The organism is Pseudoalteromonas translucida KMM 520 (assembly GCF_001465295.1).
GTDB classification, from domain to species: domain Bacteria; phylum Pseudomonadota; class Gammaproteobacteria; order Enterobacterales; family Alteromonadaceae; genus Pseudoalteromonas; species Pseudoalteromonas translucida.
This window is the reverse complement of the sequence record NZ_CP011035.1, coordinates 1-22,996: the sequence shown is the minus strand read 5'-3', so window position 1 is coordinate 22,996 and position 22,996 is coordinate 1. Positions and strand designations below refer to the sequence as shown.

17 protein-coding genes are annotated in these 22,996 nt (G+C 38.9%); 10 read left to right on the top strand and 7 right to left on the bottom strand.

The features are described 5' to 3' along the window. The first annotated feature begins 601 nt into the window (after window positions 1–601). The 4 genes from PTRA_RS15735 (at window position 602) to PTRA_RS15720 (ending at window position 4,228) form a co-directional block, all read left to right on the top strand. Complete coding sequence (locus PTRA_RS15735; RefSeq protein ID WP_058374638.1) at window positions 602–2,119, top strand: DUF3360 family protein; 1,518 nt, start codon at window positions 602–604, stop codon at window positions 2,117–2,119. Window positions 2,120–2,462: 343 nt separating this feature from the next. Further along, window positions 2,463–3,080, top strand: a complete 618-nt coding sequence (locus tag PTRA_RS15730; protein ID WP_058374637.1) for a hypothetical protein — start codon at window positions 2,463–2,465, stop codon at window positions 3,078–3,080. Between the two features lie 73 nt (window positions 3,081–3,153). Beyond that, window positions 3,154–3,654, top strand: coding sequence for a hypothetical protein (locus PTRA_RS15725; RefSeq protein ID WP_058374636.1), 501 nt, complete (start codon window positions 3,154–3,156; stop codon window positions 3,652–3,654). Between the two features lie 13 nt (window positions 3,655–3,667). Further along, a complete protein-coding gene (locus PTRA_RS15720) occupies window positions 3,668–4,228 on the top strand; it encodes a YfbU family protein (protein ID WP_058375140.1) in 561 nt (186 codons plus the stop codon). 334 nt (window positions 4,229–4,562) lie between these two features. On the opposite strand, the gene PTRA_RS15715 is transcribed toward PTRA_RS15720, so the two are convergent. After that, window positions 4,563–5,960 (bottom strand): heavy metal sensor histidine kinase, encoded by a 1,398-nt coding sequence (locus PTRA_RS15715; protein ID WP_058374635.1) that lies wholly within the window; start codon window positions 5,958–5,960, stop codon window positions 4,563–4,565. Beyond that, entirely contained in the window at window positions 5,947–6,633 is a 687-nt protein-coding gene (locus PTRA_RS15710; RefSeq protein WP_058374634.1) for a heavy metal response regulator transcription factor, read from the bottom strand. The genes PTRA_RS15715 and PTRA_RS15710 overlap by 14 nt, the downstream gene beginning before the upstream one ends. Before the next feature lie 174 nt (window positions 6,634–6,807). Here PTRA_RS15710 and PTRA_RS15705 point away from each other — a divergent pair, with 174 nt between their 5' ends. From PTRA_RS15705 to PTRA_RS15680, 6 genes are read left to right on the top strand one after another with little or no spacing between them, the layout of a single operon-like run. Then, a complete protein-coding gene (locus tag PTRA_RS15705) occupies window positions 6,808–8,646 on the top strand; it encodes a copper resistance system multicopper oxidase (protein WP_058374633.1) in 1,839 nt (612 codons plus the stop codon). Next, on the top strand, window positions 8,643–9,518 hold the full coding sequence (locus PTRA_RS15700) for a copper resistance protein B (protein ID WP_058374632.1): 876 nt from the start codon (window positions 8,643–8,645) through the stop codon (window positions 9,516–9,518). Before PTRA_RS15705 ends, PTRA_RS15700 begins: the two co-directional genes overlap by 4 nt. A gap of 22 nt (window positions 9,519–9,540) precedes the next feature. After that, window positions 9,541–9,945, top strand: coding sequence for a copper resistance CopC family protein (locus PTRA_RS15695; protein ID WP_058374631.1), 405 nt, complete (start codon window positions 9,541–9,543; stop codon window positions 9,943–9,945). A gap of 11 nt (window positions 9,946–9,956) precedes the next feature. Next, window positions 9,957–10,859 carry a copper resistance D family protein gene (locus tag PTRA_RS15690; RefSeq protein ID WP_058374630.1) on the top strand — a complete coding sequence of 301 codons (903 nt, stop codon included), beginning with the start codon at window positions 9,957–9,959 and terminating at the stop codon, window positions 10,857–10,859. Between the two features lie 22 nt (window positions 10,860–10,881). Next, window positions 10,882–11,370 (top strand): YybH family protein, encoded by a 489-nt coding sequence (locus PTRA_RS15685; protein ID WP_011329650.1) that lies wholly within the window; start codon window positions 10,882–10,884, stop codon window positions 11,368–11,370. Between the two features lie 10 nt (window positions 11,371–11,380). Then, window positions 11,381–11,908 (top strand): DUF411 domain-containing protein, encoded by a 528-nt coding sequence (locus PTRA_RS15680; RefSeq protein WP_058374629.1) that lies wholly within the window; start codon window positions 11,381–11,383, stop codon window positions 11,906–11,908. Between the two features lie 124 nt (window positions 11,909–12,032). Here the strand turns inward: PTRA_RS15680 and PTRA_RS15675 are convergent, their stop codons facing one another. The 5 genes from PTRA_RS15675 to PTRA_RS15655 all read right to left on the bottom strand — a co-directional run bounded on the left by PTRA_RS15675 (window position 12,033) and on the right by PTRA_RS15655 (window position 22,837). Beyond that, window positions 12,033–14,366: a S9 family peptidase gene (locus PTRA_RS15675; protein WP_058374628.1), complete on the bottom strand. Its 2,334-nt coding sequence runs from the start codon at window positions 14,364–14,366 to the stop codon at window positions 12,033–12,035. A 199-nt stretch (window positions 14,367–14,565) separates the two neighbouring features. Beyond that, on the bottom strand, window positions 14,566–16,032 hold the full coding sequence (locus tag PTRA_RS15670; RefSeq protein ID WP_058374627.1) for a DNA recombination protein RmuC: 1,467 nt from the start codon (window positions 16,030–16,032) through the stop codon (window positions 14,566–14,568). A gap of 1,017 nt (window positions 16,033–17,049) precedes the next feature. After that, the gene (locus PTRA_RS15665) at window positions 17,050–20,196 is read right to left on the bottom strand and encodes a DEAD/DEAH box helicase (protein WP_058375139.1); all 3,147 of its coding nucleotides are present in this window, start codon (window positions 20,194–20,196) and stop codon (window positions 17,050–17,052) included. A gap of 424 nt (window positions 20,197–20,620) precedes the next feature. Further along, on the bottom strand, window positions 20,621–21,583 hold the full coding sequence (locus PTRA_RS15660; protein WP_058374626.1) for a hypothetical protein: 963 nt from the start codon (window positions 21,581–21,583) through the stop codon (window positions 20,621–20,623). Window positions 21,584–21,598: 15 nt separating this feature from the next. Further along, window positions 21,599–22,837, bottom strand: coding sequence for an AAA family ATPase (locus PTRA_RS15655; protein ID WP_058374625.1), 1,239 nt, complete (start codon window positions 22,835–22,837; stop codon window positions 21,599–21,601). Between the last annotated feature and the right edge of the window lie 159 nt (window positions 22,838–22,996).

Here is a 22,996-nt window from a genome sequence, read left to right as displayed (position 1 = left end):
TTTTGTATCATTTTCTAAAAGGATAAGAAGGTCTCGCTATTTAAACGTTACGGTTTTGAAAATACTTAACAAGTAAAAATCATAAGGCGGATTCTATCTGATGAGCGCTAACAAAAACAGTAAACTGTTTTTTATCCTTGTTAAAGCAATTAAGCTCGCTTGTAATAACCTGCTAATTATAGAGAGATGCAAAGCCACACATTATTATTCTGCTGCGTTATTTTTGTATCAATAACCAAACTTTAGTTAAATTTTCAGCTAAAACATGGCTAAATACCCTATTTGTTTAAGTAACATAATATAAATACAGATAAAATTATTTTAATTTTTATTATTGCTGTAAATGCTAAAAAATAATCCACTGCACTTTAACCTTTATAAAAACAAGCTAACCATCTGTTTAAAAACAATAAAAAATACATTTAACACCAAATCCTACATTCAGCCATAGGTATATAAATGTTATAAAATGGTTTCATACAAGACCTTTGACTAATCGTAATCTGTTGCTAGCTGCTTTATCCTGCCGCCTCAATTTTTATTTGCTTTAAACAAAGCTGTATTTTTATTTTGAGTGAGCAACTATGTTGCAGGAGAAGCCATGAATACCACGCCGCAAGATGATATTTCATCTGATGCAAAACCAGGAGCGGATACTCAAACCGCTGCCAATAGCTATAAAAATCTATACAAGCCTAGCTCTGAGTTTAATAGCCGAGACGAATACCTAGAACACGAGCTGCAAATTATGCAGCCTAAACGCTGGCGCCCAAACTTACCCTTTAGAGACTACAGGTTCGAATTTGAAGACGCTATTCCTGCAATGGCTGCCACCATAGGTAAAGTGGTTATGGTTGCCGCCATTGCCGCAACGTTTGCAAGCCCACTGGGTTTAAGCGACGCTTTTGTTTTAGAAAACGTGCGTTACGAATTACTTATCGTCGCCTTTTTTATTATTTTGTTTTCAGGCTTTATTTTACCTACCGCTAACTTAGCCGGTACTCATGGCCCTTTAATTCCGTTAATTCCAATTGTAGTTGCAGCAGGGGGGCATCCTATGGCATTTGGCTTGCTCATAGCAGCCTTTGGTTTAATTTTGGCAATAAGTAAAGGCGGAACACTACTGGCTAAACTAACCAGTAAAGGCGTATGTGGCGGGCTTTTACTCTACCTAGGGTTTATAGGCATAACCTCGCAAGTTAAAAAGCTGTTTGCATGGGCCGAAGCCATCGATATGACCCACATTGCCTTTATTGTTATTTTTTCCACTATAATTTTATATGCCATGTTAGAGCATTTTAAAAAGCGTTGGTTAGCCGTACCACTTAGCTGTATTTTAGGCGGCGCAATAGCCTTTGCATTAGGCGCACCGTTTGAGTTTCATACTGCACCGGGCCTACCAAACATGGACCCTATGTACTGGTGGGGCGAAGACACCGGCTGGATGTTAGGCCTACCTACCCTAGAAAGCTTTGTAGTAGTACTGCCATTTGCAGTGCTTGCTGTTGCTATGTGGTCGCCGGACTTTTTAGGCCATCAGGTATTTCAAAAAATAAGCTACCCAAAACGTACCGAAAAAGTACAAATGAACATAGACGACACCATGCTTAGCGCATCAGTTAGGCAAACCTTTGGCTCGCTACTGGGCGGCGCTAACTTTGCATCATCGTGGGGTACTTACATAGTGCCAGCAGCCATTGCTAAACGCCCAATACCAGCAGGCGCTATTTTAACCGCACTATTTTGTATTATTGCTGGCGTATGGGGCTACCCTATGGACCTTGCAATTTGGCAACCAGTGCTATGTGTAGCGCTAATAGTAGGGGTATTTATTCCACTACTAGAAGCCGGCATGGAAATGACTCGCGTAGGTAAAACCACCCAATCAGCTGCTATTGTAGTATTTGCTTCAAGCTTAGTTAACCCTGCATTTGGTTGGTCACTCACCATATTGCTAGACAACTTAGGCTTTATTGGTTGTAAAGAAAGAAGTAAAGAACTTACCCGCATGAGCCGCTGGGTTATTCCACTAGTCATGTTTGTATTACTAACCAGCGTAATGGCCATGGTAGGCATGCTGCCAGGTATACCCGCGTTAGTATCAAGCTTTAGGCACTAACTTTAAAAGTTAGCTTAAAGTAAATTACTCCCAGTAAGCGCATTTTATATGCGCTTACTGCGTTTTAAAGCTTAATTTTTTAGGTGGCAGCATAGAGCGATAACCAGTCATTGAGATTGGATAAATATAATAGTCAATTGAGTGGTCAAACTACTTTTGCGCATATATTCATGAAAATGAGCGCTGCGCGCATATTGGTTCATTTAACTTTACCTAAAAACTTTAGAAAACTTAGTTATAGTAATAACTTAGGTTATTTGTTAAAACTATATAAAGTAGATGAATGAGCGTTAAGTCGGCAGCGATGAGCGTATTATTAAATTGTTAGGTATCAGGAGTAAGTATGGCGTCATCCCCCGATATATTATTAGGTGAAGGATCCACAAGAATGCATAAACTATTTGAGCATTTATTAGATGATGTCCTTGAATCTTACAAGATTTTAGAATCTGATAAGAAGTCACAACATTTAAGAAGAGCCGCAGTAAGAAATGTATTTTCTTTCATTGAGGCTGTCGTTCATATTATCAAGTATGAAATAAAAAGTGATTTACGATTAAATAGGTTTTCTTACTCCCTCACAAAAAAAAATTCTGAAGTTTTATTTGAAGAGAAAATTAGAAATGAAGAAACAATTCCATTTTTCATACCCATAGATGAGAATATTAAGAAAACGTTTTCTCTAGCATCAAAAGTTTGGGGGCTTGAGGGGTTTAATCTTAATACTAATGATGAAAAATATAGCGCTTTTTTAATAGCGAAAGAAGCAAGGAATAAATTGACGCATCCAAGAACGTTTTACGATATTCAAATTACTAGTGATGATATATCTAATGTGTCCAAAGCTTACATATGGGTTAAATCTGAATTTCTTAGGCTAATTAAAATGAAGGTTCATAGTATTACCATCGACCTACCACCTGAAGTTTATGATCACATTATGGGTGATGAAAATACCTAGCAAGTCAATTACTGGACGAATTACGGCTGTGTTTGAGGCGTTAGGCAACCCTAAAGAACAACCTGAGGTATAAATGGAAACTATATTATCAATACTAGGATCGGTTGCATCTATCGGGGCTGCGATATGGGCATTTATCGAAGCTAACAAGGCTGCAGATTCTGCGTCTCAGGCAGTAAAAGTTAGAGACGAGATGATTGATCGTAGACGTTTAGTTGAGGTTTCAAAAGTTCATGCCCAAACAGATAGAATTTTATCCGTAGTATCAAAAATAGGTCCGTCATGCAACGCCAAAAAGCTTAAAGGTGTCGACTTTCATAGTATTGCAAAGGAGGTAGAGGAGTATGCACGGCTTCTGAATGAGCAAAGCTCAAATTTCTCCGATCTCTTTGTAAATAAAGCTAGCGCACTGTGCGATGAGTTAAATGAAGATATTGAAGCGTTATCGGATGCTTCTGGCCCTGAAACTATTAAAGAAGTTGGGAAGAGGATTTATTACAAGATTAATAGCTTCATGCCCTTTGTTAAAGATCTCGCTGACGAGCGTCAGGAACGCTCAATATTAGCTAAATAATTTGGAAGATAATATGAAAATATCAGATGGTGAAAAACTAATACTCCTGATGCTGAGTGAGCTGTATGAGAACCTAGAAATAGACGGTGAAATTGAGCCGAAATTTATTCAGTCTGCAATATTTAGTAATAACTTATGGGCAATACCGTGGAAATATTCTGGAATACCTTTTGAAGATCAAGATGATCCAGAAATTGTTAAAGAAGTCCTTGATATATTAGATATGTGGAGCTTTATTGAGCATAGTTATGAGCAGTTGTCAGACGAAGAAAAAGCAAACTTAGAAGAGGCGGCAAAACCGTTTGGAAAAGACCCAAAGTTTCCGGGATTTGATGGAAATAATGAATCTTCCTATATGGGAACTGCATCTTTTATTGTTAATGATTTAGGGCGATTTGAAGAATTCAAAGGTAGAAATTTCAACTCTCATTGCCCATCTTTAGAAGGGCACGGAAGAATGTTTTCCGTTTTCGGAGAAATTCGAAAAAATATAGACTTTGGTCCATTATCTGTTGAAGATCTAACCCGCATTCTTAAAGAGCGAATTCATCCAAGCAACAGAGGAAATGCCTAATAAGCAAAGGCAGCGGACGCCAAAAAGCGGCGCTCGCTGATTTGAGCGTTTCCAATGTCCGCAAATGGCACTTTCCAGCCATTCGACAACATAAAATGCTGATAATAAATTGGCAAGATATTTTACTGTGTCGGATGGCGCTTCGCTTATCCGACCTACAATTGGTACTTTTTGTGTCAATCGATAATACTAAACGCTAATGTTAATTGGCACTGCTTTTTTTCGTTGGTTTTCGCTTATGCAAACTGTAAACCCCCATTACAGTTTGCATAATAAAGCCACAATTTAAATTGTATTTTACGCTATGGCTACTGTGCTAATAAGAGGGTTAAGCTCAACTTTTTATGTGTTTAAAAAACACGTTAAAGCGAGTGTTTTCATTTGAGGTTACCACTATTTCGCCCCCATTTGCTGTAACTAGCGCTTTTACTATCGCAAGCCCTAAACCCGCGCCGTTGCCTTGTCGCTGCCTTGATTTATCGGCTCGATAAAATCGGTCAAATAAATAGGGTAAATGCTCTGCTGCTATTTTTTCGCCTGGGTTAATAACCGAAATACACACTTGATCACTGCCAATGCGCTCACTCTTAATAGTTATTGATTCGCCTGCTGGAGTATACCTAATCGCATTTGATAATAAATTAGATAACAACTGCCTAAAGTGTAATTGTTCACAATAAAACTCAACATTACTACCTTGTTTAATAAAGGTAATATTGGCATCTTCAGCTACCGCATCAAAGTATTCTAGTAACGCGTCTATTTCTTCATCACTTTGTAATACTTGTTGTTGTGCTTTTATTAGTCCATTTTGAGTTTTTGCCAACCACAACATATCACTAACCATTTTTGTTAGTCGCTCTAGTTCTTCAAGGTTTGAAAACAACAGTTCTTGGTATTGCACAAGGTCGCGTTTTTTTGTTAAGCCAACTTGTGTTTGAGTAATAATGTTAGTAAGCGGAGTACGCAGTTCGTGAGCTATATCGGTAGAAAAATTTGATAAGCGCATAAACTCATCTTGTAATCTATCCAACATGGCATTAAATGAATGCACCATATTCACCAGCTCAATCGGCACTTTACTTTCATCTAACCTAACATCCATTTTATGGGTTTGAATGTCATATATTTTTTTGCTTAAGCCACGTAGTGGATTTAACCCCTGATGTACCGCAAACCAAGCAACGAGTAAAATGAGCACCGCTGAGCCAAACATAATCACCCATAGACTTTGTTTAAATTGGCGCAAAAAATGTTTATGAAAGCTCATATCAATGGCGGCGGTAATTTTATATTGCTGTTGCTGCACGTTAAAGTCGCTGACTAATGCGCGATAGGTATGATCATTAGCTTGCCAAAGCACTATGTTATCGCGGTTAAAACCAAGCGCCGATGGCGCGCTCATAATCTGCTTAGTAAAATCGCGATCTGAACTTTGGTAAATTAAGGTTCCTTGTTGGCTATTTACTTGATAATAAACACCATGATGCCCTGCTACAGCTTTGGATAATGCCTGCCCCAATGCTGTACTTGAGCTATGCTGCTGGGCTAAAACAGCTGCAACTGACTGGCTAATAACCTTTAACTCGCCACTGTCTTGCTCAATAAAGTGATGTTCAATGGAGGAGTTAATTAATGACGCCACTAAGGTTAAACAGGCTATTACAGTAACAGCAATAAACAACACTACCCGCATGGTCAGCGACATAGGTCGAGCGTTAGTTTTGGGCATTTTCGACCTCTAATTTATAGCCCATACCGCGCACTGTATGAATAAGTTTAATGCTATAGTCATCGTCAACCTTGCCCCGCAGGCGTCTAATTGCAACATCGATTACATTGGTATCACTTTCAAAGTTCATATCCCATACTTGCGACGCGATAAGTGAGCGAGATAACACTTCGCCTTCTCGGCGCAGTAACAGCTCTAATAAGCTAAATTCTTTATTACTGAGTAAAATACGCTTACCTGCACGTTGTATTTTACGCTTTGGTATATCCATTTCTAAGTCTGCAATCGTGAGTATGTCGGCCACTTTTTGCACGCCACCGCGGCGAATTAGCGTACGCACTCGAGCAAGTACTTCTGAGAAAGCAAACGGTTTTATTAAGTAATCATCTGCGCCAAGTTCAAGCCCTTTTACTCTGTCATCAACACTATCGCGAGCCGATAAAAATAATACTGGCGTGTCATTTTTGGCTTCTCGTACCGACTCTAAAATTCGCCAGCCAGATACATCGGGCAACATTATATCTAATATAATCACATCAAATAATTCAGTCATTGCTAAATGGTGACCGTCAAGGCCATTGCGCGCCAAACAAACCTGAAAGCCGGCTTCGGTTAAGCCCTGTTTTAAGTAATCACCGGTTTTAATCTCGTCTTCAACGATTAGTAAGCGCATATAATTCCTTTGTTACTTTTATTCTGATTTTAGTTATCACTTAAACAGCACTATGCCATATGCGCTACAACAGCAACATGACATTAAGATTACAACTTTGTAATGTTCGCGTCATGTCGATGTCAGGTTTAAATATTATACTCAATGCATATTTTGCTATTCAGGTGTAATAAAATGGGTTTTAAAGAGTCATTACAGCACATTTCAAAGCCACGTAGGCGTTTTGTTCAAGGATTAATTGCAGGCGGTGTGCTGGCAGCTTTTCCAACTGTATTACATGCAGCATCATCTTTAGCGGCATCAACATTAACAGGTACAGTGCCGGAGTTGAGCGGTAAAGTTATTGACTTGGTTATTGATGAGTCCCCGGTAAATTTTACCGGTGTGGTGCGTATGGCTACCACCATTAATGGCTCTATTCCCGCGCCAACATTACGCCTTAAAGAAGGTGACGACGTGACCATTCGCGTTACCAACAATTTAGCGGTACCTAGCTCTATTCACTGGCATGGTATTATTTTACCGTATCAAATGGATGGTGTACCGGGCATTAGCTTTAAAGGCATTATGCCTGGCGAAACGTTTGTTTATAAATTTAAGTTACAACAAAGCGGTACTTATTGGTATCACTCACACAGTGGTTTTCAAGAAATGACCGGTATGTATGGGGCGTTAATTATTGAGCCTCGTGAGCAAGATGTTATCAGCGCAGATAATGAACATATTATTCAACTCTCTGATTGGACTGATGATGATCCTATGGAGTTATTCCGTAAATTAAAAATTCAGGGGGATGTGTTTAACTTTAATCAGCCCACTGTACCTGAGTTTTTTGATGACATAGCAACAAGCGGCGTTGCTAATGCACTTCAACGACGTGAAATGTGGAACCAGATGCGAATGAGTCCAACCGATTTAGCTGATTTATCGGCTTCGGCAATGACCTATTTAATGAATGGTACTGCACCAATGGCTAATTGGCGTGGGCTGTTTAAAGCGGGCGAAAAAGTACGTTTAAGATTTATTAATGGCTCAAGTAACACCTTTTTTGATGTACGTATCCCAGAGTTAAAATTAACTGTGGTACAAGCAGATGGACAAAATGTTGAACCTGTCACCGTAGATGAGTTTCGCTTTGGTCCAGGTGAAACCTACGATGTGGTTGTTGAACCTAAGAATGACGCATACACAATTTTTGCACAAAGCATGGACCGCTCAGGTTATGCCAAAGGGACTTTGTCTGTCGCTGCTAATATTGATGCGCCAGTGCCTGCACTTGACCCCGTTGAGTGGTTAGCAATGAGGGATATGATGGGCAATATGGATCACTCTGCTATGCCTGGAATGGATCACAGCGCTATGGGCCACGCTAGCATGGACAAAACCAGTATGGATAAGGGGGCAATGGATCACAGCACAATGGACCATGGTGCAATGGCTATGGACCATAGTCAGCATAATATGGGTGGAAACCCACTGGCTGTTCCAAGTCAGAAAGTTCGCCACGCTAAAACAGAATATGGCGCCTCAGTTGATATGCGCGTTGATACGCCACGCACAAACTTAGACGATCCTGGTATTGGGCTGCGTAATAACGGCCGTCGTGTTTTAACACTCGCAGATTTACGCTCTCTTGATGGCATAGTTGACCACCAAGCACCCGAAGCCGAAATAGAGCTACATTTAACCGGTAATATGGAACGCTACAGCTGGTCTTTTGATGGCTTAGAGTTTGGTAAAAGTACTCCTGTGCATATGAAGCATAATCAGCGGGTACGAGTTATTTTACAAAACGATACCATGATGACACACCCTATGCATTTACATGGTATGTGGAGCGACTTGGAGAACGATCAAGGTGATGTGTTAGTTCGCCGCCATACCATAATGGTACAGCCCGCCCAAAGAATTAGCTTTTTAACTACGCCACATGATGTTGGTCGTTGGGCTTGGCATTGTCATTTACTATTTCATATGGATGCAGGTATGTTTAGAGAGGTGGTTGTATCATGAGAAATTTAACCTTATCAACAGTACTTACTAGTGCACTATTAATTAGTGCACCGTTATTGAGCCTGCATGTGTTTGCTCAAACTGAAATGGGCGACATGTCTGGCGATATGGCGGGCGATAAAATGCAGCAGCAAGGCGGCGATGCCCCTAAAAATGCTCGCGATCCACACGCTTATGCTAATGGCACAACCTTAACGCAAGGGCCATATGCTTTAGCTGATGGCGAGCGCTTAACCCTTGCAGATGAGCATAAGTTTTACGCTATTTTAGGTGATCGCCTTGAGTATAACGAACAAGCCGATGCTGCTGTTTTCGATTTACAAGCGTGGTACGGCACCACATTTAATCGATTAGTGATAAAAACCGAGGGCGATGTTAGTGATGGCAAGCTTGAAGAAAATCAAACTGATATTTTATGGGGCCATGCAATTTCGGCTTATTGGGATACGCAAGTCGGTATTCGCTACGATTATTATAAAGAGGGCAAAAACCGTCAATGGTTAGCGTTTGGTATTCAAGGCTTAGCACCTTATTGGTTTGAGCTTGATATGACAGCGTATGTAGGTGAGAGCGGCAATACAGCATTTACAGCAGAAGCTGAATATGAGCTGCTTTTAACACAAAGGCTCATTATACAGCCTCGTGCTGAAATAACATTTTATGGTAAAGACGATGAACAAAATGAGCTAGGCAGTGGACTATCTAGTACTGCTATTGGCGTTAGGGTTCGTTATGAATTTACTCGCCAATTTGCACCTTATGTAGGTGTAGAGTGGACTAATAAATTTGGTAGCACAGCAGATTACGCCAAGCTAAACGAGCAGAGCAGCAACGATACTGAGTTTGTTGCCGGTATAAAATTTTGGTTTTAATATTTAAAAATAAGAGGTAATTATGAAATTTATAACTATTGCGGCAATTTTAGGCTTAGCTTTAAGCTTTTCGGCATCAGCTCATATTTCGCTAAAGCAATCAACACCACAAAATAGTGCGATGCTAATGCAAAGTCCAGAGCAACTTACATTAACGTTTAGCGGCGAAGTACAACTTGCCAAAGTACTCTTAAGTGATGCTGCAAACAAGCAAGTAGATTTTAACTTTAAACCCAGTGCAAAAGCTAATAGCAACTTTAGCTGGCCGTTGCCCAAGCTTGAACAAGGTAATTACACAGTTAAATGGATAGCGCTTGGTGGCGATGGCCATAAAATGTCAGGCAATTTTGACTTTATGCTGCACAGCAGCGACGCACATTCTAAAATGAAAAATATGTCTGCTCCGCATAAACAACATAATCATTAGGTAGTCATATAATGCAATTAAGTGATTGGTCAGTGCTGTTACTATTATTAAAAATAGTAAGCTATTTAGCTATTGCAGCCCTTGCGGGCTGCTTGCTAATACGCTTACTTAATAATGAGAGTACAACGCCAGATAAACAATTAAGCTGTTTTAATCGGTATTTAAAGCGCTGGCAAATCACCCTTGTTATGGTGGGCTTTATTGGTGCAATATTACAAATACCAATTGAAGCGGGGGCCATGGCTGAATCTGGTTTTGCTGGCATGATAGACCCCTTCATGCTGGATATAATTTGGCAATCAGTAATTGGTGAGCAGGTAAGTATTAGAGTGCCTGCATTTATAATTGCCTTGTTTGCGGTGTGCACTTGGCGCACCCATTCAAACTCAGCTAACGTGGCTAATTTTGTTATTACACTATTAGCACTTGTTATCCTTACCTATAGCTTTACCTTAACCGGCCACAGCGCCGAAAAAGGCCTATTAATTAAAAGTATATTAACACTGCATTTAATTGCCATTGCTAGTTGGATTGGCTCACTATGGCCTCTTTATAAAAGTTGCCAACTGCTATCGTTAAATACGATAAAGCATTTAATGGAACGCTTTGGACAGCTAGCAATTATTATCATAGCGGTACTGCTCATATCTGGTATAACCTTATTATGGCAATACTTAAATTCATTTTCTGTATTATTTACTTCAAATTATGGCCAGCTAATAATGTTAAAACTGTTGTTAGTGAGTGCTATGTTACTACTGGGTGCTTGGCATAAACTACGTTTAGTTCCGCAAATTACACAGCAACATCATGTTGTTACTTTAAAGCGTTCTATTTCTGTTGAAATGGTTATTGCCGTGTGTGTATTGCTAACCACCAGTGTATTTACCACGCTCGTTGGGCCGCCCGTATAATTTATCTTATAAAGAGAAAAACATGTTAATAAAACACCCTAAATTTGGATTGATCTCAGCGCTGTTACTTACTGCAACAAGCTCTTTTACTGTAAACGCGCATGGTGATGAAGAGCACGCAAAAAAATCAGCTTTATTTGTTAATGTAAGCAGTGCTGCAGCAAAAGTTGTTAGCTCGTTTCATACTGCGCTTAAGCAAGGCGATAAAGTAACTGCTCGACAATTACTAGCCGATGATGTGATTATTTTTGAAGGAGGCGGCGTTGAGCGCTCAGCCGATGAATACGCTAACCACCACATGTTAGCTGACATGAAATACCTAAGTGCAATTAACAGCGACCTGTTAGAGCACCAAGTGTTTATTAATGGTGATATGGCTTACTCGGTATCAAGAAGTAAAAGCCATGGCAACTATAAAGGTAAAGAAATAAGCGCCACAGGTATGGAGTCAATCACCTTAAAAAACACCGATTCAGGCTGGAAAATAACTCATATTCATTGGTCAAATTAAGGCGTTAATTATGCGTATAATTAAAATCACCTCAAGCGTGCTTTTAGCACTAGCACTGCCTCTTATGGCCGCGTGCTCTGAGCAATCACCGCAAGTACATAAAGCAACTAGCTCAGCCGATAGCATCAAAAAGCAGGAGTTAAAGCTTACTGTTTATAAAGATAAAAACTGTGGCTGTTGCAAAGGCTGGATTGAGCATATAAATCAAAGCGACATTAATACAAAAGCCATTGATGCAGACGATATGGGGTTAATAAAATCGCAATATCAAATAAAGCCTAACCAGCGCTCATGTCATACAGCTGTGTCGGCCAACGGTTTTGTGTTTGAAGGCCACGTACCGGCTAAATTTATTAAACAATTTTTATCGGAAAAACACCCAGCGCATATTATCGGTTTAACCGTACCCGCAATGCCACTAGGCACACCAGGTATGGAAATGGGTGATGCATTTCATAAATACAACATTGAATTTATTACCACAAACACCACCACAGGTGTGTACAAGCACATTAGTCAATACGACGAGCAATTTTAACTGTTGTGGCATAGTTTGTGAAACTATTTAGCACCTATAAAAAACTGTAAACCCCCATTACAACTTGCACAAAAAAGCCACAATTAAAAATTGTGGCTTTTTTGTTTTTAATAATAAATCAAAATTATTTTAGTAAATTTTTCTCAAAAAATTCGGCCATCATAGTGTGGTAATGCAAAGCCGTTCCTTTGCCTTCTTTTAAGCTATGTGAGCGATTAGGATAAGCAAAAAACTCAAATTGTTTATTGTGCTTAACAAGCTCGTCAATTAAACGCTCAGATCCCTGATAGTGCACGTTATCGTCGCCAGTACCGTGGATCAGTAATAATTTACCGCTGAGGTTTTTAGCAAAACTAATTGGCGAGGTATTATCATAGCTTTGTGGATCGGTGTTTGGGTTACCCGAATAACGCTCTTGATAAATGGTGTCGTATAAACGTATATCGGGCACAGGTGCTGAAGCAATACCTACTTTAAATTTGTCGCCGTGACGAAATAATAAATTAAGTGTAGAGCTACCGCCGCCAGAGTGTCCCCATACGCCAACCCGCTCTGAGTCTATTACATCCCAGCGTTTAGCCATCGCATCTAAAGCATCAACTTGGTCTTGCACTGTAATTGAGCCTATTTTTTTATAAATAGATTTGCGCCAATCACGGCCTTTTGGCGCGCGTGTACCACGATTATCAACCGATGCAACAATAAAGCCTTTTTGAGTTAATAACGATTTGTATAAATAGCTATTGCCTTCAAAGCGATCTTGTACGGTTGATCCCCATGGTTCGCCATAAACGTAAAATACGATTGGGTACTTTTTATTTGGATCCATATCCGCAGGAAACATAATATAACCGTCAAGCTCGGTGCCATCACGCGCGGCTACTTTAAAAAATTCGTGGTTTGGTAAACTTTGCTCTGCTAATTTTTGTTTCAGCTCGCTGTTTTCGACCAAGGTTTTTACATTACTGTGATCGCTCACCTTAATAATTTGCTTAACTGCCGGCTGACCAAATTTAGAATAGGTGTGCATGGCCCAAGAAGCATCCTTTGACACGTAATAACTGTTGGAGCCGTTAAACTGCTCTGGTGTTACTCGTACTGGTTTACTGCTGCCATCTATTGCTGTGCGATACAAATAGCGCTGCGCTGCATCATCTGGCGATGCACTAAAGTACAATACGTTTTTATCTTCGTTGATTGCAAGCATATCAACAATGTCGTAATCACCTGGGGTTAGGTCAATAATTGTTTTGCCATCGCGCGATATACGATATAAATGACGCCAGCCGTCGCGCTCGCTGTGCCAAATAAAAAACTCACCGCTTTTTGACCAATTAGCACTATAAAACCATTCAATAAACGCATCGTCTTTTTCTGTCAGTATTTTAGTTAGCTGCTGCTTTTGCCAATTAAATAACCATAAATTATTATGATTTTGTGGGCGGTTTAAATCTTGGATCAGTAACGACTCACCATCGCCTGCCCAGCTAATGCGTGGTATGTAACGATCGCGGTTATCGCCCTCAAGCTTAGCCCAACGGATTTGCTTGTCACTCAGGCTCACTACGCCTACGCGTACTGCTGAGTTAGTTTCGCCTGCTTTAGGGTATGGAAATTCAGTAAGGCTAGGGTAGAGCGCTTTGGTGTTGTTGATCATGGTAAAGTATTTAACGCCGCTAGTATCGAGCTGCCAATACGCGATTGATTTATTATCTGGGCTCCAACTAAAGCCATCACGAATAGAAAATTCTTCTTCGTATACCCAATCAAAATTACCATTAACTAGGGTAGCGCTGCCATCGGTTGTTAATGCGCTAACGGCATTGCTGCCAACTGCTTGCATATAAATATTATTATCGCGTACATACGCTACTTTTGAGCTGTCGGGAGAGAACTTAGCAAACATAAGCTTTTTAGGCTCAGGGTTTTCGCCGCCTAACTGCGAGAGTTTATTCGTATTTAAGTTAAGTAACCAAAAATCTCCTCGGCTGCGCGAACGCCATACTTGCTCACTGTTGGTAAATACCATAAGCCACTGGCCATCTTTTGAAAATTGATAACTTTCAATTGCAAACGCTTCATCTGCGCCCTCTGGCAGTAACTTTTCAAAAGCAACCAGCACTTTTCGCCCTGTGCCATCGGCGTTGTAAAACACAATGTCGTTGCCTTTTACTCCGTGCTCTTTTTCGTCATCAGTTTTAACGGCTACTTTTTTATCGGCTTCACGTTGCTCAAGTACTGTGTAGCCAGTGCCATCATCTAACCATTTAAAGTAAGTACTACGCTGTGCTTTAAAGTATTTATCTTTATATATTTGCTCAAGAGTAAGCGGGTTACTAATAGCTGTAACTGCATTACCGGTTGTTAATGGTGATGTATTTGATGTCATAGAACACCCTTGTATGGTTATACCCGCCATAATGGCAACTAACAGTGCTGAGGTTTTAATTATTTTCATCGCGTTTCCTAGGGGGTGTTTATTAAATAAATACTGACCCCGCTACTTTAGCAAATAAGCCAAATAGGATCTGAGCGTTTATCGCGTTATTAAGGGATTGAGCTGAAAAAGGGAATTAATACGCCATGTTAATTAAAGTAGTCATTAGATGTGCAATGAAGGTGACAGTTTTTAAATACCTAATCCTTTAGCTACGCAGTTAATCTAATTCTAAATTTGCACGTTCAACGCTCTCTGCTGGTAATTCTTTTTGTACCGATACACCCAGCTCTTTAAACTCGCTTGCCTGTTTAATTAAGTTACCTTTACCTCGGTAAAGCTGCGAAAACGCTTTGTCGTAGCTTTCTTTAGCACGATCGAGCTGTTTGCCAACCCCTTCCATGCTGGTTAAAAAGCCGTTGAGCTTGTTATAAAAACGCTCGGCTCGGGCTGCCAGTTCTTTTGAGTATTTAGTTTGTTCTTCAAAGCGCCATAGCTGTTTAACTATATTTAAACTAGTGAGCAAGGTAGTGGGGGTTGCCACTAAAATATTTTTTTCGATTGCTTGCTGGTAAATATCACTTTGGTATTTAAGCGCTTCAACAAAGGCTGATTCTATTGGTACAAACATCACCACTACTTCGGGCGAGTTAAGCCCAGGTAGACGGTCGTACGATTTACTCGCAAGCTCGTTTATACGCGCCTTAACAGCCTCAACGTGCTCTTTAATAGCTTGCTGTGCTGCTAGCTCGTTATCGGCGTTAACATAGCGTGTGTAGGCGTTTAACGAAGTTTTAGCGTCAATAACTAAATGGCGACCTTGGGGTAAATACACAACTACATCGGGGCGTAAGCGGCCATCTTCGGTGTTAAACGACACCTCGCGTTTGTAGTCTACGCCTGCGCGTAAGCCTGCGCTGTCTAGCACGTTTTCTAGCATTAACTCGCCCCAATTACCTTGGGTTTTCTTTTGTCCTTGTAGGGCGTTACTGAGCCTGTCGGCTTGCTCGGTTATGGCTTGGCTTTTTGCTTGTAAATGCAATAACTCGGTTTTAAGCGCGGCGCGTTGCTTTAAGTCTTCAACATGGATTGACTCCATTTTGTCGCGAAAACCTTTTAGCTCGCCTTGCACTGGTTTTAATAGTTGCTCAATGCTTTCTTGATTGAGCACTTTAAACTTTTGTGATTTTTCTTCTAAAATTTGATTTGCTAAGTTTTCGAACTCTTTTTTAAGCATCTCTTTGCTTTGCTCTATTTGCGCAAGTTGCTCGCTAAAGTGTTGTTGTTTTTGCTCAAGCGTAGTGCGTATATTATTTAGCTCTACATCGCGTTGGCTATACTGTTTGCGCAGTGCACTTAGCTCAGCTTCAGCTTTTTGCCAAAACTGATTATATTGCTGGCTTTGTTTTTCTTGCTCGGTAAAGCGGGTTTTAAAGTGCTGTGCTTGGTCGCGTTGCTCTTGATGGCTATGCTCTAAAAGTTCGTGATCATCCGCTAATTGGGTGTACTGCAGGGTTTTGTTATCAAACTGACTTTGCAATAACGACAACTGCTGTTGTTGCTCACTAAGTTGTTGTTTTAATTTTTTACTAAGCGATGCAGATACTAGGCTACAAAGTACGCCACCTGCGGTAACGCCTACGCCGACACTTAGCCAATCAATATGAGTTAATAACTGAGAAAACATAAAATAAACTTATTAAATTTAGAGACATGCCATCATAACGAATAACTATCGATAGCAGTAGGGCGGGATATAAATTAAAGGCATAAAAAAAGCCAACCTACAAAAGGTTGGCCTAACATTACTAAAACTAGTAACCAAATAGGGAAATCAACATGAAACTGGCGTTAACAACAATTCACCACAAGCATAATAGTAGACGGCAAGTTGAGTATTTAGTTCAACAATAATTTAAATTTATTTATATGTTGTTTAGAGGGCTGCTAAGTATTTTTGCAAAAAAAAAGCCAACTCCAACGAGCTGGCTCAATCATTACTAAACTTAGTAACTAAATAGGGGAATCAACATGAAACTTGAATTAACTGCAATGTAATAACAAGCATAATAGTAGACGGCAAATTTAATATTTGGTTCAACAATAATTTAAATTTATTTATAAGTTGTTTAGAGGGCTACTAAGTATTTTTTGCAAAAAAAAAGCCAACTCAAACGAGCTGGCTCAATCATTACTAAACTTAGTAACTAAATAGGGGAATCAACATGAAACTTGAATTAACTGCAATGTAATAACAAGCATAATAGTAGACGGCAAGTTGAGTATTTAGTTCAATAATAATTTAAATTTATTTATATGTTGTTTAGAGGGCTACTAAGTAATTTTTTGCAAAAAAAACCAACTCAAATGAGTTGGCTTAATCATTACTAAATTTAGTAACTAAATAGGGGGGGATCAACATGAAACTTGGTTGAACTGCAATTCAACCGCTAGCAATATAGTAGACGTTGAATATTTAATTAAGTTCAAAAAAAATAAACTTAAGTTTATGTGCAAAGCAGCCGTGTAAAAAAGGCATAAAAAAAGCCAGCCCTAAAGTGGGCTGGCTAAATCATTACTTATTTAAGTAACTAAATGGGAAATCAACATAATGCTTGGTTAAACTGCAATTCAACCGCTAGCATAATAGTAGACGCTGCATATTTAATTAAGTTCAAAAAAGATCTGGATATTTAAAAATATTTTAATCTTTAATTAAAGAGAGCATTTGTTGCTCGTCAAACTGGGTAAAACTCATTGATTTTTCGGTAAATAATGCATCTACAAGAGCTTGCTTGTCTTGTTGCATTTTAAATACTTTTTCTTCAATTGAATTTGCCATAATAAGTTTATACACAAACACTGGGTTAGTTTGGCCAATACGATAAGCACGATCTGTGGCTTGTTTTTCTACTGCTGGGTTCCACCAAGGATCGTAATGAATTACCGTGTCGGCTTGCGTTAAATTAAGCCCCGTACCACCGGCTTTTAAACTAATTAAAAACACCGATGTTGCACCACTGGTAAACTCATCAATTACTTTATCGCGCTGGCGTGTTTGTCCGGTTAATAAACTAAAGTTTATATTTATTTCTTTTAGACGTTCAGCAATAAGATCGAGCGCAGAAGTAAACTGACTAAATATAATTACTTTTCTACCTAGGCTTAGCATTAGCGGTAAGCGATTACTTAGCCATTCTAGCTTTGCACTGCCGGCCTGAGTTGTTGGTTCTATTAATTTAGGGTGACAACAAATTTGCCTTAATTTTAGCAGTGCTTCTAAAAAGGCAAGTTTACTTTTTTGCATGCCTTGTTCAGAAAACAGATCAGTTAGTTTTTCTTCTAATGCCTGGGTAATACTGTGGTACATTTCTTTTTGTTTTGGCTCAAATTCAAACTCTTTAATTAACTCTGTTTTTAGCGGTAACTCTTGAGCAACTTGCGCTTTAGTACGGCGTAATATAAACGGCATAATTAAGTCTTTAAGCTGCTGTGCTCGCTCTGCATTGCTCTCACGCTCAATTGGCGTTTGAAAGTGAGTTTTAAAATGCGTTTGTGAGCCAAGTAATGACGGCATAGCAAAATCAAGTAATGATTTAAGCTCAAACAAGTTGTTCTCTATTGGCGTACCACTTAAGCAAAGCTTAAAGTCGGCATTAAGGCGCTTTACTAAACGCGATACCTGGGCGGTATCGTTTTTAATATATTGCGCTTCGTCGAGTATAATATTTTCAAAATAAAGTGGTGAATAATACGCAATATCGCGTTTAAGTAGCGGATAAGTAGTTAATATACATTGTGCTTGCGCTACATTTTGTAATAACTCATTACGCTGGGCACCAAAAATAGTGGTTACTTTTAAGTTTTTAGCAAACTTGGTTATTTCTTTTTCCCAATTGCTTACTAGGCTTGTAGGGCACACAATAAGTGTAGGGCCTGCCTGCGCATTATTATAACTACTTGTTAGGTAAGCAATAACTTGCAGTGTTTTACCTAAGCCCATGTCGTCTGCTAAAATTCCGCCAAGCTGATGACGCTTTAAAAAGTTTAACCACGCAACCCCTTGCTGCTGATACTCGCGCAATACAACTGAGTCATTTAACCCTTGTATAAGCGTAGTGGGGCGCGACTGGTCATTACTATTTAGCTCTTCTAAATAACGCGACAATGATTCGTCGTGTAGTTCAACATTTATAGCAGTATGACTTACCAGTTCAGGCAAGTATGAAAGCGGAATATTAAACTCATCTCTGGTTTTTATAAATTCAAATCGTTGTTTAAACTCATTTAACAAATGCAACGCTGCTTTATTTATAGCGCCAAACTCACGACCTATTGGGTAGTAATAAAACAACTCACTTTGACGATTTAACGATTCATAATGAGCATCAGTTTGATTAAATAATAACGTAGCTTTAGCATCGTTTAATATAATTTTGCACTGCATTTGATGGCCCGCAGTACGGTGCACATGCAAAGCTACTTGGCTTTGTGGGTTAACAGCATTTACTTTACTAACCGATACTTTCCAGCCACGTTGTACAAAGCTAGGAAACACCTCATATACTAACCAGTGTAAATGAATGGGCGATTGTTTATTAAAAATAAACTCGCTTTGTAAACCCCCTTTACAAAAATCGAAACCTAAATTTATTAGCTCATTTTTTACAGTGTTTTCAAAAGCACTATTTACTAGAGTTTCTGGCGCGGTGCCTGCCAAATAGTTTTTATTTTTATATTTAAATAATAACGAAAGTGTTAAGCCTTCCGCCGACATTGTTACCTTTAAAACAGCATTACTAGAGAGTTTTGAGGTATTGTTTTTTTCATTAGTGGGATGCGGAATAACACCCGAGCCAAAGTTATCAGCGAGTTGTTTATAAATACGGTCAAAATTAGTATCGTGTAATGCTGGAATTGTTTGTAAGTGGGCAATTTCATCTGCACTTAAGGGCGTGCGAATACGTCCTACTTTATAAGTATCGAGATCTAAATAAGTAGGTGGCGTAGTTTTAATTAGTGTCCAATTTTTGCTGTTTTCTAAATTAACTTTTAATTGGGTAAGATCTTTTACTTGCTGCCAACTAAAGCTTAACGCTTGACCTGTTTGCGCTTTAATAGATACGCGTGATCGTTGTAAAAACAACCTATCGGTTGCTATAAGTTGTTGTAGTGCGTTAAAACCCCATTGCCCTTTAAGCTCAATATTACCTACTGCATTTTGTGAGCGTATCCAGCTAAATAATCTAAAGTCGCTTTCTAATAAATCGCTAGGAGTTACAAAGCTGTTTAGCTGTTGTTCGGTAAGGTTACGGCCTAAGGCATAGCTTTGATTTTCATCGTAATTAGCTATTTTTGGCGTTAAAAACACTTTATTGTTTTCTATATCTAATACAAATAAAAGCACTTGTGAAGGTGGTTGTTCGGTGCTGTTTTTAAGTGCTCCGAGCTCAGTAAACCAATCATTAATAAAGTAGTCTTCGCCGTACTCACCAGAGTGTTCTATTTTAAGCTTGAGTAAAATAGCAGCTAGGTGGCGGCATTTCGTTTTAACGTTACAAGTACAGTGAGTGTCTACCGAGTAACCAGTAGGTACTTTACTGATCTCAATACGTTGATTAAACGAAATACCTTTGTCGCCACGTACTGTTGAATCCACAACTGAAAAATCGCTATTATGCTCTAACCAGCTAATTTGGCCGTTTTTATAATACGCTTTACCTTTAGCCAATACGGCGGGCTTAAACAATTTTTTAATGAAGCGTTCAGAAAGAGGAAACTGGGTAGCCTGCTCATTTTTAATTTCTTCAAAAATAGCCATTAGATCAGTTTTAGATAAGTTAGCAGACATGTCACTCAAAGTATTAAATTTTAAAAACAATTTTTTTAGTATATGCCTTATATGCTCTGAGCTAAAGCAATATTAACGTTAAATAAACTGGTTGGAGCTGAGCGCTTAGTAAAAAATTGATTTATAGCTAAATACCGGGCTAATTATTATTTATTTAAAATAAAGAACACAGCTAACTCACAAGTTAAAAACAACTTACTAACAAAGAAGGGGGTTTACAGATCAGCTTTATACTAACAAAGCGCGAAACAGGAAGGATCTAAGATAAAAAGGCAATTTAGTTAGTAAAAATCTGATCTAATATAAGTAAGTTACACTTTTATGCTTAAGTTTAGCTATATGGGATCAGTTTTTTACTAACTCAAAGGGTATTCAGATCAATATTTAACTAAGCAAACACCCTTGTAGATCATTATTTTACTAACTAGTTAAATGCAGCTAATAGCTTAGTAAGTTGCTCTAAGCGCTTGTCTGTCATAACTTTATTGTTTATTTTTATTGAAACATCACCATTTTTTAAACTGCGCTGTACTGAAACAAAGTTACTCTCAAGCACAACTTCACGTTTAACGGCTATTTTTGGTTCGGTAGTTAAATACTTAGTAATAGCCATTGCACGCTTGTCATCGCTTGCTGCTGCGTTTATGTCTTCATGATTAGCAATGTCAGCAACTAGCTGGTTAAAGGCTGCTTGGTCGCGCTCCTTTGCGCTAATTAGCTTTTTAGCCACTTCACGACCAACATGATTAGCGGTAGGGTAAAGTGCAACAATATCTGCTGGGATTTGCTCGTATGCTTTTATTGCATCGGCAACCGCGGTGTGCGACACGCCCTCAATAACTGCAATTTCACGGTAGGAACCTTTTTTACCTTGCTCAATTAATTCATTTTTAGTGTTTTGATAAGCTTGTCCAAGTTCCCATAAGCTAGGTGCTATGTATTGATCCGAGGAAACAGCTAAAATTTTTGCATCTTTATCGGTAAAGTCACTAGAGCTTAATACTAAATAATCGGCATTACCCAAAATGCAGGCTTTACGACGGCGTGATCCCGCAAGTACTAAGCTTGTATCACCTTGATCCCACAGAAGTGCCGGGTGTTGATTACGGCCATCTTCTTTTATTGCCGGTAGAATGTCGGATACCGACTTTTCATTTAACAGCGATTGTACTCGGCGGTTTTTGCCATATACCTGGGTTGTTGACTCAATGTCACTATGGGAAATTACTTTACAAACTAGGGTAATTTCTCGGGTAGGATCGCTTGGTGCAGGCATACGAATTACATCGCCTGCGTTTGCTTGCTCTAATAAAGCATCAAGACTACTACTACCGACCGCTGTTGCAAAAGGGTCTAAGCGGGTGTCATTTTTACGTTTTTTAGCCATTTTTGTTTAACATCCTTACTTAGGGGTATTTAGTTTTGATTGTGTAGATTGCCAATTAGAGCGGATCAGCATTTCAAGCTCATCAACTACATCTTTTATATTTTCTTGGGCACGCATTAACGATTCGCGACTAGCTAAACTATCTGACGCTTTTTGATCAAAAATAGTGTTAAAAGAAGACGAACTGGCTGTTATTGCTGAGCTATGATTAATTGGGTAACTCATTACTTGACGACCAAAAGCACTACGAACATCTTTAACAATATCGCGTTGTGAATGGTTACCTTTTACATAGTTAGTTACTAAAAACTGCATAAAGTCCCATCCTTCATGGCCTAGGGCTGCAACTGTATGATAAATCTCGCCTAAACGTTTTAAATATTTATTATTAGCATCAAAGTCTACCGCTTCAGGGTGAACTGGTATTAGCATCGCTGTAGATGCCATTAATGCATTATAAAACATAAAGTTAAGGGTTGGTGCTGTGTCGATTAATAACACATCAAACTCGTCTTTTACTGGGTCTATTACTTTTTCAAGTAACTTATGATAATGACGGGTTTGTTCGTAATTTGAGGTGTCTTTGAGTAAAGTTGCTGTTTCGTGTTCAAAATAAAAATCATCCATACCAGATGGTAAAACACGAATATTTGGAATATGTGTAGGTAAAAATGAGCTTGATACAAATTCAGGCCACGTTTCACCTTCGTCTAATTCAATACAATCACGCATTAAATCGCCAACGGTGATTGGATCGGGCTCTGCTGATGGAAAAAAGCTAGATGATGAACCTTGAGGATCTAAATCAATAATACCAATACGGTAGCGTTTTATATTTGTAGTTGCCAGTGCTGCTGCAATATTAACCATACTAGTTGTTTTACCACAACCGCCTTTTAGGGAGTTAATTACAATAACTTGTAGTTTGTCATCTCCAGTACGGTGATCTGGCTGAATATCCATAATATCGGCCATGGCAAAAATATTTACCAAAGTGTAAGCATAATGACCATTAGCACCACGTTTGATATTTAAATTATCAAAATCACCATTGTCGTGGCGTCTTTTTAAGGTACGATTGTTACAACCAAGCAGATCGGCAGCAGCTTTTTGCGTATAAGTTCTTAATTCTTTTTCTTCAGATTTAAGATGAGCGCGATAATGTTGTATACGTCCTTCTAGTGACTTTTCAGCAACTTCAGCAGTTGCTTTCAAAAGCCGGTAGGTACTTAGCGCATTATTATTGATAGACATACTTAATTCCTCAAAGTTAGGCTGTTAGTATAATGTCCATTCAATTTGCTGTAAACAACTATTTATAGTGACATGTGTTTTATAAACAAGACATCTAATAATATTTTTACATGCTTAATATCTCTTAGTATAAATAGAAAGGTTAAGTATGGTTAAGTA